Annotated in this window: 16 protein-coding genes and 1 tRNA gene; 8 read left to right on the top strand and 9 right to left on the bottom strand. The window is 54.3% G+C overall.

Annotation, left to right across the window (positions count from 1 at the left end; all coding sequences use genetic code 11):
* Positions 1-53: 53 nt before the first annotated feature.
* Positions 54-128 (top strand) — tRNA-Asn (locus tag ACEWMW_RS12435).
* A gap of 99 nt (positions 129-227) precedes the next feature.
* Here ACEWMW_RS12435 and ACEWMW_RS12440 read toward each other — a convergent pair.
* A complete protein-coding gene (locus tag ACEWMW_RS12440) occupies positions 228-998 on the bottom strand; it encodes a hypothetical protein (protein WP_409414255.1) in 771 nt (256 codons plus the stop codon).
* A gap of 43 nt (positions 999-1,041) precedes the next feature.
* Positions 1,042-1,182 carry a hypothetical protein gene (locus ACEWMW_RS12445; RefSeq protein ID WP_409414256.1) on the bottom strand — a complete coding sequence of 47 codons (141 nt, stop codon included), beginning with the start codon at positions 1,180-1,182 and terminating at the stop codon, positions 1,042-1,044.
* 65 nt (positions 1,183-1,247) lie between these two features.
* Here ACEWMW_RS12445 and ACEWMW_RS12450 point away from each other — a divergent pair, with 65 nt between their 5' ends.
* The 4 genes from ACEWMW_RS12450 to ACEWMW_RS12465 all read left to right on the top strand — a co-directional run bounded on the left by ACEWMW_RS12450 (position 1,248) and on the right by ACEWMW_RS12465 (position 3,352).
* Positions 1,248-1,697, top strand: a complete 450-nt coding sequence (locus ACEWMW_RS12450) for a hypothetical protein (protein WP_409414257.1) — start codon at positions 1,248-1,250, stop codon at positions 1,695-1,697.
* Between the two features lie 120 nt (positions 1,698-1,817).
* The gene (locus ACEWMW_RS12455) at positions 1,818-2,357 is read left to right on the top strand and encodes a hypothetical protein (protein ID WP_409414258.1); all 540 of its coding nucleotides are present in this window, start codon (positions 1,818-1,820) and stop codon (positions 2,355-2,357) included.
* A gap of 60 nt (positions 2,358-2,417) precedes the next feature.
* The gene (locus tag ACEWMW_RS12460) at positions 2,418-2,705 is read left to right on the top strand and encodes a thermonuclease family protein (protein WP_409414259.1); all 288 of its coding nucleotides are present in this window, start codon (positions 2,418-2,420) and stop codon (positions 2,703-2,705) included.
* Between the two features lie 131 nt (positions 2,706-2,836).
* A complete protein-coding gene (locus ACEWMW_RS12465; RefSeq protein ID WP_409414260.1) occupies positions 2,837-3,352 on the top strand; it encodes a hypothetical protein in 516 nt (171 codons plus the stop codon).
* Positions 3,353-3,539: 187 nt separating this feature from the next.
* Here the strand turns inward: ACEWMW_RS12465 and ACEWMW_RS12470 are convergent, their stop codons facing one another.
* Complete coding sequence (locus ACEWMW_RS12470; protein WP_409414261.1) at positions 3,540-4,826, bottom strand: alpha/beta hydrolase; 1,287 nt, start codon at positions 4,824-4,826, stop codon at positions 3,540-3,542.
* 417 nt (positions 4,827-5,243) lie between these two features.
* Here ACEWMW_RS12470 and ACEWMW_RS12475 point away from each other — a divergent pair, with 417 nt between their 5' ends.
* Both ACEWMW_RS12475 and ACEWMW_RS12480 read left to right on the top strand, forming a co-directional pair.
* A complete protein-coding gene (locus tag ACEWMW_RS12475) occupies positions 5,244-6,401 on the top strand; it encodes a calcium-binding protein (RefSeq protein WP_409414262.1) in 1,158 nt (385 codons plus the stop codon).
* A 408-nt stretch (positions 6,402-6,809) separates the two neighbouring features.
* Entirely contained in the window at positions 6,810-7,775 is a 966-nt protein-coding gene (locus ACEWMW_RS12480; protein ID WP_409414263.1) for an endonuclease/exonuclease/phosphatase family protein, read from the top strand.
* A gap of 228 nt (positions 7,776-8,003) precedes the next feature.
* On the opposite strand, the gene ACEWMW_RS12485 is transcribed toward ACEWMW_RS12480, so the two are convergent.
* The 6 genes from ACEWMW_RS12485 to ACEWMW_RS12510 all read right to left on the bottom strand — a co-directional run bounded on the left by ACEWMW_RS12485 (position 8,004) and on the right by ACEWMW_RS12510 (position 12,993).
* Positions 8,004-8,216, bottom strand: a complete 213-nt coding sequence (locus ACEWMW_RS12485; RefSeq protein ID WP_409414264.1) for an HGGxSTG domain-containing protein — start codon at positions 8,214-8,216, stop codon at positions 8,004-8,006.
* Positions 8,113-8,970, bottom strand: a complete 858-nt coding sequence (locus ACEWMW_RS12490; protein WP_409414265.1) for a hypothetical protein — start codon at positions 8,968-8,970, stop codon at positions 8,113-8,115. The genes ACEWMW_RS12485 and ACEWMW_RS12490 overlap by 104 nt, the downstream gene beginning before the upstream one ends.
* Positions 8,971-8,993: 23 nt before the next feature.
* On the bottom strand, positions 8,994-9,296 hold the full coding sequence (locus ACEWMW_RS12495) for a hypothetical protein (RefSeq protein WP_409414266.1): 303 nt from the start codon (positions 9,294-9,296) through the stop codon (positions 8,994-8,996).
* Positions 9,297-9,768: 472 nt separating this feature from the next.
* Positions 9,769-9,957, bottom strand: a complete 189-nt coding sequence (locus ACEWMW_RS12500) for a hypothetical protein (RefSeq protein WP_409414267.1) — start codon at positions 9,955-9,957, stop codon at positions 9,769-9,771.
* Between the two features lie 620 nt (positions 9,958-10,577).
* Positions 10,578-11,771 carry a tyrosine-type recombinase/integrase gene (locus tag ACEWMW_RS12505; protein WP_409414268.1) on the bottom strand — a complete coding sequence of 398 codons (1,194 nt, stop codon included), beginning with the start codon at positions 11,769-11,771 and terminating at the stop codon, positions 10,578-10,580.
* Between the two features lie 289 nt (positions 11,772-12,060).
* The gene (locus ACEWMW_RS12510) at positions 12,061-12,993 is read right to left on the bottom strand and encodes a hypothetical protein (RefSeq protein ID WP_409414269.1); all 933 of its coding nucleotides are present in this window, start codon (positions 12,991-12,993) and stop codon (positions 12,061-12,063) included.
* Positions 12,994-13,325: 332 nt separating this feature from the next.
* On the opposite strand from ACEWMW_RS12510, the gene ACEWMW_RS12515 reads away from it, so the two are divergent.
* Positions 13,326-13,481, top strand: a complete 156-nt coding sequence (locus tag ACEWMW_RS12515) for a hypothetical protein (protein WP_409414270.1) — start codon at positions 13,326-13,328, stop codon at positions 13,479-13,481.
* Positions 13,482-13,508: the final 27 nt, after the last annotated feature.

The raw sequence follows: 13,508 nt of genomic DNA on the forward strand, positions 1-13,508 counted from the left end.
TGCATTGCGCAAACGCACTGTTATAGGCGCTGGCCTTGCCCGCAAGAGGCTGCTCCCCGATAGCTCAGCGGTAGAGTAGGTGACTGTTAATCACTTGGTCGTTGGTTCGAATCCAACTCGGGGAGCCATTCACTTTACCTAAAGCCTTGTAAACACGGGCGTTTCAAGTGGGGCTTGAAATCCGCTCCCACATTTGCTCCCACACAGTGCGTCATTTCGGTGCGACATTAGGTCGTCTTTTCCGCCTTTCCAATCACACGGAGAAATGCAGGGATGGCTTGCTTCACCATGGGCTGATGTCCCTTCGCCTGCAAAACCATAATCGCCAGGGACAGAAGTATGAGGGAGCGGTTTTTGCGGTTTTCTAGCGCTTGTCGCGTAGCCTTGCTCGCAGGCATTCCGGCGTCACTCGCATAAAGTAGTGTGTTTCTATCGTTCGCTCGTTTGGCAATGAACTGACGTGCATGTTCGTAGCCCTGCCCAGCGGCCAGACTCTCTAATGCGGTGTTGAAAATGTCACTTTCACCTCCACCCTCTTTGCCATGAACGAAGCCAAGCGGCTCAACGAATTGGAGTCCGTAATTTTCTCCGCCCTCGATATCGAAATTGGAGAGAGGTACCTTAAGGTCTATCCGACATTTCTCGAAGTCGAAGATCAGTTGAAACTCTTTTAATACCGGTTCTAACTTCGGGGCCATACTAATAACGCAAGCCATTACTGCGGCCTTGTGCATGTGGTTCCGCAGGTTAAATTTTCCCGCGTCAGGGTAGCCCTTGGACTGAATTGCCATCATCAGAGCGGTTGCTGACTCTTCTTCTCCAGTGATCGCTCGAAACGATGCCATCTCGCGGTCGATGGGCAAGAGAGCCTGAGCGCGATCAATGTGGTCGAGCGCATTTCGGAAGCGGTAGCTTATAGCCTTTGGGAGCTTTGGGATCATGCACACCAAGGACTTCTGAGCATCAAGGTCGGAAGTCTCAGTTGGTTGGCTATCCATGAGCACTGTTTAGTCGCGGGCGCTACCGCATAGCAAACGGCCCCTATCCCGCCTCACCGTCGCCCGAAAACTGCCTTGAGCCATCTACAAACAGCCAGTCTATCGCATCCCAATCCGGGTCCACCATCCGGGCGGGATCGAAAGCGGTCTCTTCATCCTCAAGAAATGCCGGAGGGGCTGGCACACTAGCTTACCTCATTGCGCGCTACACGCAGAAACTTCATCGCAGGAAGCGCAGCAGCGACAGTGGTGGCTTCTCTTCCCGCAACCGCTGCAGCCAAGGCAAGCCGAGCAGATTGGAAAAATGCCCAGCGCGTGCTTTCCGAAAAAGAGGCCGCATATGATCGCTATCTCAAGACTGTCGTTGAGCCGATTGAGGATCGACTACAGGCAATCGAGGACGATGCAGGTATCCCACGGATGCGAGGCTTCAACCCACAGCGAAAGCGATACATGGATGCCAACCCCCGCCTATATCGCGACTATCACGCCTCTCATGAGGAGCTGGACAGGCTGGCAGAAGAAATCAGCGATGCCACGCTAGTCATTCTCGATACGCCCGCACCAGACGGCGCAGCCCTGCGCTGGAAACTTAATCATCTCCTTGAGATGGACAACGAAACCCTTGGCATTTGGTCCGAGGATTACTCGCGCGGAACCATCGCGGACATTGATCGGATTCTTGGCGCGGCTAGTTAACTCAGCACTCTAAGACCGGCATTCTGGCCCCGTCATGCGAAAGTGTGGCGGGGCTTTCACTATGACTACTAGCCTTGCGCATGGAGCCAGATTAGAAGGGGGCGGTTAAGGGGAGGATACATGAGGAAGCGAATCACGACAGCAACCTTGGGCATAGTATTATCCCTGCCTCTAATCCCAGCCCACGCTCAAATTGATCCCAACGATGCTCGGCCCATCCTATGGGACAAAGCGCGTGCTGGAATGTCGATAGATGACATCCGGGCTGCCTACCCGAAACAAAAAGGGAAGGTAAAATGGCATAAGAACCAAGTTGAAGTTGAGGACGTTGTCATCCTCGAAGGTTGCGAAGCCGAGGTAGAGATCCAACACAAGTCTGGCGTGGTTGATGCCGTCAAAGTAAAAGGCAAGGGTTCGCTGGGTGGTAGGTGCTCTGACAAGGTTCTTGGCGCGCTGTCCGCAAAGTATGGCCAGCCAATGGTTCAACGTGAAACAAGCAAGTCAATTCTTGCACGCGAAGGTGAGATCGTTGTTTGGAACAAAGATGGCGTAACAATGCGCTTCAAACAGTTCACTAACGGTCCATTTGGCGGTGGAGGGCTCGGTCAGGCATCGTGGGAACTCACATACACTGCTTCTGCAAGCGAGATATCACTCTAACCGATGTTTTTTGCAGCATTGGCATTGGGGATATGCTCACCCGGCCCTAGGGACAATTGTGTGGTCGATGGTGACACAATCTGGCTTGCTGGCGAGAAAATTCGGCTGGCAGACATTGATGCGCCAGAGATCAACGGGGATTGCCCTTATGAGCGCGACCTGGCGCTAGCAGCGCGTGACAGGCTTTCTCAGCTCTTATCGGGACCTATAACGCTCTATCGGCAAGGAAAAGATCGGTACGGGCGCACCCTCGCCGTGGTAGTCGTCGATGGATATTCTGTAGGCGACCAGCTTGTAGCGGAAGGGTTAGCCCGAACCTGGACTGGCAGGCGCGAGCCGTGGTGCTAGTCCTATATCCGATTTGCGCCTATCGCGATAAGAAAGCCGACCGTCTGCTAACGACCCATTAGCGGGTGATAGCCTTGTTCCTCATAGTTTGATGCATTAGCCTCCATGCCTAACTTGTTCGGGCATGTCTGATGAGCGTGAGGCGCATAAGCGAAAAAGAACTGGATCAAGCCTTCGCCGAGGTATTCATTGCCAATCATGAGTTCCGAATCTGGGTGCTAAAGGGAGGCCGGTTCTCTCGGCATGCCCACGACTTCAAGTTGCTTGATCGGGAATTGAGCAAGGCGAGAGGGCTACCGGATTATTGGTGGAGGCACTGTTGGTGCCCTTTGCCCGACGGAAGCCAAAGCGAAACCGATGTCTTCTTCGTGCTTGAGGCTGACTCCGTCAGGTTTGCAATTCATTTCGAGAACAAGCCGCCAGACGGGAAGCTCACCATGAGACAAGCTGCTGGCTATCGCCGCCGCGCAGCGTTTATGACTAATGACGAGCGCTGGCTTCAACACAGCGATTTCGAAACCGTCTTATTGGCTCCTCAAGCGTTTATCGAGCAGAACAAGGCAGAATCAAGTCAATTTGATCGATCCATGAGCTATGAAGAGGTTGCTAATTTTGTTCCTCTGTTTAGCTCCGCGCTGAGCCACTGAGGAACTGTTCGACCTCTCTCGCTTTCCTCCCAAATTGCGAACTAGTTGCCAGTTCAACCTCAACGCTTGAGCGGGACAGGCTGCTTTCCCGGAATGCGAGCCGAAAGCGGCTGGTCAACTAACGACCCACAATCGGACTTTGGCATTTCGGCTTGAATATGCAGCCGGTGCGATATTCGCTTAGCGCCTAGTAGGGAAGCGCTTCACAGTTTCCTTCGATAGGGTCGCCTGAGAAGGCGGCCCTTACAAAGGATAGCGAATCGGCCGTCGACGCCGGGACGACCCCGCGGTGATCAAGCTCCGGATAATAGGCTGCCGTGACCTGTGTGCCTGCGGCACAAGCGCGCTTCACGAGTGCCGCCTGCATCCGCAGAGGCGTGTCACGATCCATTCCACCCGTTCCGACAAACAAGGGCACCCGCAAACCTAGCGTGGAATAGCCCATTCTCGCGAAGGCCTTTACCAGATGCTCGCTCGGTGGGTGCTTGAAGGTCTGGTTATAGGTCAGCCCCTCTTGCACAACCCTGGTCCGGACCTGTTTGTGGCAAGTTTCACGGATGGCGAGCGCAATCGGCATTGCGCGTTCGGAAACATATTCCTCCAACCGAAAATTCGCGTCGGTTAGCTGCACAAGCGCGAGCGCCAAGAGATTATAGGCGAGCAAAGGATCAGGCACGTCGCGAGGCCGTGATTCTTGCAACGCCACTAGTGCTTCGGGCGAGAAGAAGGGCACACCCGTTGCCACTACGCCCACAATCGCCAGCTCCGGTGCATATTCGCGCGCGTAGGCCGCAGAAGCCACCGCTGCCCCGGCACCTTGCGATTGGCCGAACAGCAATACCTTCTTCGAGACTGAAAAGCCGCCCGACTGAACCGCACGGATTATGTCCAGATTGCTGAAGGCTTCGGGCCTGGTAGCCAGATAAGGATGCGTTCCGCGCGTGCCGAGGCCTTGATAGTCCGACGCGACGACCGCGAACCCCTGCTTTAGCCAAAACTCAAGATGCTCTTTGTCCTGCATTTGCCGGCCATCCCAGGATGGTGCACAAACATCCGCGATCCCAACCGTACCATGGGTCCACGCCATGAGCGGCCAGCCGCCTACGGGCGCGGCACCTTCGGGCAGGAACAACACACCTGACACCGGTAGGAGATCTTCACCCCCAAGCCCATCGGTTGATGAATAGAGAAGGCGAATGTTCGTGCCTGCACCGGGATTGGATTGCCGGTCTTCCAGTGGTTCCGATTTCAGTAGAACTCCCGGCTTTTCGAGTTCCCCATCGTAGGAATAGAACCCGGATAGAAAGCTATCCCCCAAAGTGAGGCGATCATCGTCCACCACCGACTGATTTGCTTCGCGGTCGGGCAGTGGCGCGCAGGCGCTAAATCCAAACAGGCTGGCAGTAGCAACGAGTGCGGTCAGGAAGTTCAATGTGAGGGTTCGTAGCATGATGGCGCATTTGCTATCGTGCATCGATGGCAACCGCAATGCGTGCAGCTAATGCCGTAGCTGCAACATCCGCTTTCCACCCCACTTTCGGACATTCGGAGCGGAAATTTCGTGAATGTCTGCTAACGACCCAGGTGCGGACATTAGCTGTCAAGGTGAGGTATCCCAGAATGAAACAAGCGGAGAGTTTGTTGAAATTTAACAGGAAAAAGGGTTGTGATCGTTCTCTCGATGTGTATCCATCAACGGATTGGGTAAACAGGGGCTTCAGATTTAGGTGACATTCGAGCCATCGGATAGCTGCGAAACTTAATTCTCATCGCCGTTGGAAACTCGTTGGAGGTTTCCTCGGATACGCCAGTTCGGCTCTCGTCCCTGTTAGGAAGTCCAGCCAATCTCTTTTTGGAAGAGAGCTGGCGTCGATTTTGTAAGGGGGAGAGTATGCCAGAGCAGATCGGAACTGAGTTCGACGATGTAATTGAAGGTACTGAAGCCGATGATGTGCTCAAAGGTTTGGGCGGCAATGACACAATCTTTGGTCGCGGTGGTTCAGACGAAATTTTCGGCGGCGACGGCGACGATATTCTGATCGGCGGTCCGGGCAACGACACACTCGATGGTGGCGAAGGGACGGATTTCGCTGTCTATGTGAACGAAGATGCGGGTGTGACAGTCGATCTTGTCGCAGGCGTCGCCACAAAGGGTCTGGAATCCGATACATTGCGCTCAATCGAAAACGTCATCGGCTCCAACTATGATGATATGTTGAGCGGTACTGCCGGGGACAATGTTCTTAGTGGCCGCGGAGGCAATGACATTGTCGACGGCGGCGAGGGAAGCGATCGTGTCTTTGGAGGTGATGGCGAAGACCTTCTCTACGGCGGTGGAGGAGACGATGTGCTCGGTGGCGGTGATGGCGCCGATCAACTTCGAGGCGGCGATGGTGCCGACCTGCTACTCGGTGACGGCGGCGACGATGCACTCTATGGCGAGAACGGCGATGACACGCTGATCGGTGGAGCAGGTGCTGATCGGTTTATGATTGGTATCGACAGCGGCAACGATACGATTTTGGACTTCGACTCATCTGACGAAATCGTTTTCGATGAGGCGCTTGGAATCGAGTCAATGAGGGACCTGACGATCACAGATACGTCAGAGGGAGCGCTCGTTTCTTGGGGAGATGGGAGCGATAGCCTGCTATTTGCAGATGTTTCCGCAGCCGAACTATCGCCCTTCGACTTCGGTCTAAGGCCGCCCATACCTGATAACGTGCCAGAAGGTGTAGGGCCTCCCTCCAATCCAGGTGGCGGCGGAGGTCGACCTAGCAGAGCTGCAGCAGAAACCGAAACTGAACTAGAAAGCGAAGGTAGCGATGCCACTCTGCAGAACGTGTTTAGGTCGATCGAGCAAAGCGCCGAGATGGATGCGCTAATTGACCATTATTCAACCGATACACGGGTTGCGCCTTCTCTAACCAATGGTGCGATCGATAACTCCTCGATATTGGAAGTTCAAATCTCTTATCAGAGCACCGCTTTCGGTGTCCCGCTAGAATCGGGCATTGAGCAAATGGCAGTGGACAGTCAGGCGCTTTAGCTTCGTAGTTTACCTTGAGTAGTGCGCCGATTGTTATCCTTTCGAGGAGGGAGCGATGACCAATGTCCGCTACCCACCCATAGGCGGACGAAAGCCGTCATGATTGAACTGGATCGTCAGCAGACATTGCCATGAGACTTCAGAAATGAACTTCCATGCCGCTCAATCGAAAAGAACTCGCAAGGCATTGATCCAGCAAAGCGTGTAGATCGCTGCTACCAGCCAGAACTCGAAAGGCAGTGCCTTTTCTTGGTCATACTCCATGCAGACTAAGTGATGCAGTATGACGTAAGAGTGCAGTTACAAACCTGTAATCAACAATCCTCGAAACTATGATTCATCTCGAGGCTGAGGTAGACTAGTCGAATAAGAAGCACGGGTCGCCTCATGATAAGATTGGAGGCGGTTATGAAAAAGTTGGTTTCCACCTTAGTCGGCGCGACAGCGCTTTTTGCAGCACATGCGAGCGCAAGTGCCGAAGAACTCTCCATCGCGACACTAAACACAGAGTTCTTGATCACCGACAAGATTCATATCTCGAGAGGCTTTGATTTCCGACTTAGTGAGGCTGAAAAAGCTGAGTGGCCAGACACCCGTCGCGCTCAAGTCTTCGACGAGAAAGCCAATGCAATCGCAGCGGTGCTAGCAAACGTGGATGCAGACATTCTAGTGCTAACCGAAATTGGCGACGGGCCAGATTTCGACAAAATTAAATCCGCCCTTTCGAACGCTGGATTGAATTACCCTCACGCTGAGATTTGCGACTGCAACGACCCAACAGGCCAAAATGTCGCTATCTTCTCTCGTCTCCCTTTGAGCAGCGTCGAGGCAAAGATTGAGGGGCGAGAGCACTACCTCGCTGAAGACGACGACCCCGGCACAGAGGGCGACACTGGACTTTCAAAGGGCCTGAAGGCGACCGTTTCTTTCCAGGGTCAAGAGATTGTTATCTACGGTGTTCATTTGAAAAGCGAGCGAGGGTTTAGCGAGGCTGATGGACAACGGATCGCTCAAGCTTCGATAGTGCGTCGCAACTATCTTAAAGACCTGGACGCGGGCCGCCACGTAATTGTTGTCGGGGATCTCAATGATCGAAGAGGTGATCCCACCTTAAAGCGCATCCGAGGTTTGGACGACATCCAGCCTGATCTCATCCAAACTGGTCTCTATAACTTCTTCGAGGAATCCGAACGCGGCGAAAGGTGGACCTATATCTATCAGGGCCGCCGCCAGCAGATCGACCACATCCTGGTAAGTGATAGCCTTAAGCCCATGCTGAAGAGGACAAAGGGCATCAAATCGCGTGTCGAGAGGATCACAGATAGCGAAGTGACCGATCATTCTGCGCTAATAGTGACGCTCGATTTTCGCTAGGAACCTGACTGGCCTCTCCGCACCGCCAAGGCCCACAAGCTCACTGTTCACTCACTGTAACATCAGCGAGCACCACGCCTCGCGCAAATCCCGTAAAATTCCCGTATTATGGGGAATGTCCGGCTTGATATTTCTTGATTGTTTTTCAAACGAGATCACGGTGTTTGCTCGGTGTATTATCACCGAAGCGCCCAGCCGGTTTTCGCCGGTATAAATCGGTGGAATCCGCTATGGGTTCAGCCCTTCAAGCCCCGCGAGGTTATCAGCCAAGATAGAGCGCAACTCTCTTTCCAGCGCTCTCGTCTCCGCAGCGTATCTTCCGTGCTTCCAAGCGTTCCTATTCCCCTTTGCTCCCGTCGACTTTCCTCCGTGAAGGTTGCAGCGCTTTTTCCCTCTGATCGCTGGTCGCTGGCACTCCGTTCCACGCCTTGTCGTAGCCAAGCATCTCGGGGCCGAATGCGCCGCCTTCATGTTGTTCATGGGCTTGAGTCCTCGTTTCCGTTTCGCTTGGGGGGCAGTTGATCGCAGTCTGCGTGCGAGCATCGACATAGACATGCCGCACCGTTTGCTCTGCACCTCGTTGTAGCTTGTGCAGGGTCTCCGCCTGGCGCGCATAGGCATTCAATAGCTTGGTCGAGAGATTGCCAAACGCCGACATGTGATCGGTAAAGTCCGCCTTTCCGATCATCGATAGCGCCCGCATGGCGGCATCGTGGGTTGCAGACATTTGGGTGAGCAACGTGCTTTGAACCGTGTCTTGAGGCTTGCCCTCACGAATGAACGACAATGCCGCGTTCACGTTTGTGTCAGTCGCCCCTCGCTTGTTAGCGGCCTCGTGATAGTTGGAAATGTCGCCCAGGCGGTCGTTGACATAGTCCTGTGAATTGCTGGCGAACGTCTCTGCGTTTCTCAGGACGTGGACAGTTGCATTGCCTTTCGGGATAAGGCTGATGGCCCCCGTTTCTGATCGCGCAACCGTCAAGACCGGGGCAACCGGGTGTTGCCAGAAGTCCAGCATGAGCGCGACAGCTTTGGCCAGTTGTTCGTCCGACCAATCTTTCCAGTCAGGGACTGTCCTTGCAAACTCAGCCTCGATTTCCTGGGCATCCTTACCCTTCACCAAATAGGCAATAGGCGTTTCGTCTGGCTGTTCTTTGGCTGTATCATCAGCCGACTTGCTCTTTCGCTTTGTCACAATCTGATCTCCCCCGTCCGCGACTATGCCGCCCGCGCCAATCCAGGCTGAAAATGGGTCATGCGTGAAAGTAGAAGAGTTTGGGCCATCAGCTTGGCCTCAGCTTCGCACTGCCACCACGCGGAGAGGCCTCCCCCCATGGTAACATCTGTATGTGCTGTGAAATTCTCAACAGAGGAGAATGGCGGAATTGCGTCACTTTCGCCATTTGCCGTTGTTAATTCAGCCACGGCAAGCGGCTCACGAAGCTCCATTTCGGGGGGCGGTGTTGTGAAATTCACCACGGGGAAACGATTTTCGGACTTCGCTCTTTTCCAGCGTTTCATAGCCTCGGCCCTCAATTTCGAGCGCTTCCTGGCCTTCACATCTTGCGCGCTCCCGCCGGTTGGGGCCTCGTATTTCTCAAAGTCCCAGGTGGGTGCCCTTCGCTTCGGCGGGCCTTCAGGCCACGGAAGCCAGCAGATTCGCCAGGATCGTGCCTTTGAGCTTTCGCTTGTGGGCTTGAAGCTTGCGTCGAGGGTCAACTCTACAAGACGGCGATCCACGAGGTCTGCAAAAGCTCGCACCACAGGATGATGTGAGGACAAACCTAGCCTATCGGTGGCATCTCGCACGGAGAGCCACAATGAGCCATTGTTCTGCCCGTTCTCTATCATGACCAACTCAATAAGAAGCGCTCGCGCTGGCAGATCGAGTGAGCCAAAGGCTGATGAAACGAGAACTCGGTGAGGCAGGGCGGCGAACCGCCCTGCCTTGTTTGTTCTGCCCTTCTTGTTTGTGCCAGCCACCTATGCCGCCTCACGCAGCCTGCTGCCGTTCGGCGAGACGGCGAGCGACATACTTTCGGATGCTGTCAGTTGAGACCCTGAGCGCACCATCCACCTTGTAGGTTTCAAGCTCGCCCCGCGCGATTAGCTCAAACCCCTTTGTTTTGCCGCAGGGGATTGCGGCGAATGCCTCTTTGGTTGGAAGTCCAAGCGGTTCCACGTCTTTTTTCCTTCTGCAATGCTGGCACGGCCAGCGGTGGTGCAAAAAGAACTAGAGTGAACTCGGGGTACAAATCACGCGAATGACTGACGTTTAATCCGGTAATTGCTTGGCAATGGATCTCAGGACCTCCTTCAACTCCTGCCTCTTGGCAGCATCAGAGTATCGTCGGTAAAATTGTCTGTCAGATAACCGCTCAACAGACTTGCGCTCGTTCCCTGGATTACCTCTCTTGCGACGTGTTGTCCGGAGACAGGCGAGCGCAAAATGGTTTGCCGCGCTATCGGGGTCTAGGAGATCACGGCGCTTTGAACCAAATAACCCGGTTTGGCTTGAGCAATGTGAACCGATAAATCGGACGTCATTCTTGTGCAGTTCGAGTGTCATTCTGCGAAAGAGGAACCTCTTCTTCTGATCGAATGTAGCTTCTTGCAACTTGCCTGAACCCCAACTTGCCTTCTTGAGAAGAACCGTCGCTAACCTAAGATTTCTCCCCCTACTCGCTCGATAGTAGGACGAAAGAATCCCGGTTTCGCCATCTGGTCGGCGCGATAAGAAGGTGCTGAACGCAATTACTGCGATCCGAGGGGCAAGGACAATCTGGTGATTAGGCTTCGACATTAAGCTCGTAGAAGAGGAAGTTGAACTATATCACTAGACGTTCCCGTGACGTAACGCCCCCAAGCGTCGAGCAGTGTCCTCCGCATATCCAAGAATTTCGCGCGATTGTAGGCCCGCTCGACTTGGCTGGGGATCGTGTGCGCCAAAGCAACCTCAGAAACCGCTTCGGGAATGTTCGGGACGCACTCCACCGCCCATGTCTTGAAGGTCGAACGAAAACCGTGCGTGTGATAGCCAGTTGAGCGAACGACCTTCCCAATCGTCATATCGGACAGGCGCTTGCCGCCCTTCCCGTAGAATATCAGACAGTCTTTGGGGTTTGTGCGCCAATCCTTTGCGCGTTCGAGGATGTCTATCGCTTCGGGCGAGAGTGTGATGCTGTGCGGCTGACCAGTCTTTCCCATCATGGATGCGGGACGGTTCCACAGATTCTTGTCGAAGTCGATTTGCGACCAGCGGGCAGCGCGGGCTTCGCCATTTCGGCAGGCCGTCAGGATTGTGAATAGGAGGGACAGCCGACCCATCGTCTCCGTTTCGGCTAGGACCTTGGCGACATACGCTGGCAATTCCTCATAGGGCATCGAGGCAAACTGTCCTCCCTCCGGTTGTTTCGACAACAAAGCGGAAAGGCTCTGGCGCGGCGCACCCTCCGACCGCCAGCCTTGCGCCTTTGCGTAATCAAGTATCAGACCGACCCGAGCGCGCACCTTCTTGGCCAGCGCTGGCTTGGACTGCCAGATAGGGGATAGAACGGCAGCAACGTCGCGCTCAGTTATCGTATCAACCGAAAGCCCACCGATCTTGGGAAACACATGGAGGGCCAGAGATGACAAGAAGGCAGCAGCGTTCTTTTCCGACCAGCCTGGAGCCTTCGCTTCATGGCAGGCGTGGGAAGCAACCTTAAATGTCGGAGCAATATCCTCCACTTTGTCACGAACAACTGTGGGGTCTTGCCCGGTGCGGGCGATCTTTCGCGTTTCGCGCGCTCGCTCCCGCGCTTCCTCTAGAGAGTAGTCAGCAGCCGATCCCAGCCCAATATCGCGGCGCTTCCATTCATTCTCCGGATTCCTCGCCATCACCCGGACCATCCACGACTTCGCACCAGTCTTGGAGACAAGCAAATAGAGCCCCTCGCCATCCCCATGACGACCCGGCTTTGCATGCTTCACTTTCAATGCTGTCAGCTTCGGCAAGGGGCGCTCCCACGATTACTCCCACATAATAGCGCGGCTTGCCACGAACTGCAACGGCCTCATGTGACCCCGTCCACTAGCATTTTCTTATTTTTATACAGAGGGAAACCGAACCGCTGCGGGACAATCCGAACCGCTGCAATTTCATAAGTTATAGTCTAACTCGGGGAGCCATTTCTTAGCAGCAGCGCGGTTACTTATCATCACGAGGCAGCGATGAGGCAACATTAATGCAGTCTCTAGCTCTCCACCTGTGCTCGTGGCGCGCAGGCCGGCCAAGCATCTAGACTTAGTTGTCGTACAGAACGGCCTCGGCCATTCCTGGGTCAATTGAATGCGTATCAAGCGGCGAGATCAACACGTTTACAGCCCCACCCGCCGCGCGCTTGAAAGCGCTAGCTTCCGGATCTGAGAAGCAGCAGTCATCGGCTGAGTTAAAAACAAGTGTAAGTCTATCTCCGCCCATGCCGTAGATCTGCCAATAAGACACCTTATCGTAGAATGAGCCACGTTGCTCAAAGTCGCCGAATTGCCTTGGGTTCAGCCGATACTCATGCGGGAGACCACCCGCCCACGAAACCGCGCGCTCGATCTCTGGCATCATTGCGGTCAGCATAACAGCCGACCACCCGCCCCCTGAAATTCCAATCATGCGTATGTTGTCGTATTTAGGAGCAAGCTCCTGAATGATTGCATATTGCCCCGAAAGGACCAGCTGCAACGGCGTTCTCTCGGGATGACTCGTGTCATAGAATTGTCGATAATTGTCGTGAAGCATTCCTTCGCGACGGCTCAACTCTAGCCGACCGAAGCGCGTTGGAAACCAAATCCCACCAGCGTTTGATCCGATGCCAACCATATCCATGGCTAGGGTGTCGCAACCTCTTTTCGCTGCCGCATCCTTCAATTGATGATAATAGTCATAGTCTGCAAACGAATTGTGATGTCCGTGCAAATAGACCAGTAGACACGAGCCGCCGACGACATTGAGATAGCCTTCGACGCGGAATCCATAAAAGCTGGCGGTTAGCCCCTCCATCTCTACTGGGAAGACAAAGTGCGGCCTTAAATCCGTCTGCTTGGCCAATTCAGCCGCAACATAATCACCATGATCTGGAAATTCAGTCCTGGTCGGAAGAGGCTCTGACGTCTTAGCCCCAAATAGGATTGCACCCCACATGAGGCCCGCCACGAAGGCAGCAATTCCTATGATATACTTCACAAGTTGAATGTTAGCCTTACTGCTTCGATTCAACAAGCGTTCCGCCTGTCATGTGTCGCGAGCCTACCAACAGCTGAAGTGCAGCAATGTCATCTGCCATGGATGCCGCCGCCAGCAGTAGTCTCATTCAGCTTCGTCTCGAAGCAATCAAGAGAGCCAGAGAGATTTGTGTCCAATTCCAGTTTGGTTGTCACTTACGAAATCCAATTCCCACACAACCCCATTAACCCCAAACCTATCCCCAATCCCGTTTCGGGACGGCACGGGTTAACGCGATTCCCTTTCCGAGAATCCCGCGGCACCCCCCTTTCATCGCAGAAAGGGAGATTCCCATGTCGCAATACAGTTTTCGTTCGAGCCAGCCCGACCGCTGGATCAACCCGCGTCCGCATTCGGACCCGACCCTGCGCCGGATGCACTATGGCGCTATCCAGCCCATGGTGACCAGGCGTCCGGGTATCCTGCGCCGCCTCTTCAAGGCTGTGTAAGACTTTCTCAGTCTCTGGACGGTAGGG

The sequence above is a fragment of the Litorerythrobacter xanthomarinus genome (genome assembly GCF_046254955.1).
Classification (GTDB): Bacteria; Pseudomonadota; Alphaproteobacteria; order Sphingomonadales; family Sphingomonadaceae; genus Qipengyuania_C.

What these genes read in the sequence shown, in the direction of transcription:
- ACEWMW_RS12440 (WP_409414255.1), bottom strand. Translation starts at nt 998, where the DNA reads ATGGATAGCCAACCAACTGAGACTTCCGACCTTGATGCTCAGAAGTCC.
- ACEWMW_RS12455 (WP_409414258.1), top strand. Translation starts at nt 1,818, where the DNA reads ATGAGGAAGCGAATCACGACAGCAACCTTGGGCATAGTATTATCCCTG.
- ACEWMW_RS12465 (WP_409414260.1), top strand. Translation starts at nt 2,837, where the DNA reads ATGAGCGTGAGGCGCATAAGCGAAAAAGAACTGGATCAAGCCTTCGCC.
- ACEWMW_RS12470 (WP_409414261.1), bottom strand. Translation starts at nt 4,826, where the DNA reads ATGCACGATAGCAAATGCGCCATCATGCTACGAACCCTCACATTGAAC.
- ACEWMW_RS12475 (WP_409414262.1), top strand. Translation starts at nt 5,244, where the DNA reads ATGCCAGAGCAGATCGGAACTGAGTTCGACGATGTAATTGAAGGTACT.
- ACEWMW_RS12480 (WP_409414263.1), top strand. Translation starts at nt 6,810, where the DNA reads ATGAAAAAGTTGGTTTCCACCTTAGTCGGCGCGACAGCGCTTTTTGCA.
- ACEWMW_RS12495 (WP_409414266.1), bottom strand. Translation starts at nt 9,296, where the DNA reads ATGAAACGCTGGAAAAGAGCGAAGTCCGAAAATCGTTTCCCCGTGGTG.
- ACEWMW_RS12515 (WP_409414270.1), top strand. Translation starts at nt 13,326, where the DNA reads ATGTCGCAATACAGTTTTCGTTCGAGCCAGCCCGACCGCTGGATCAAC.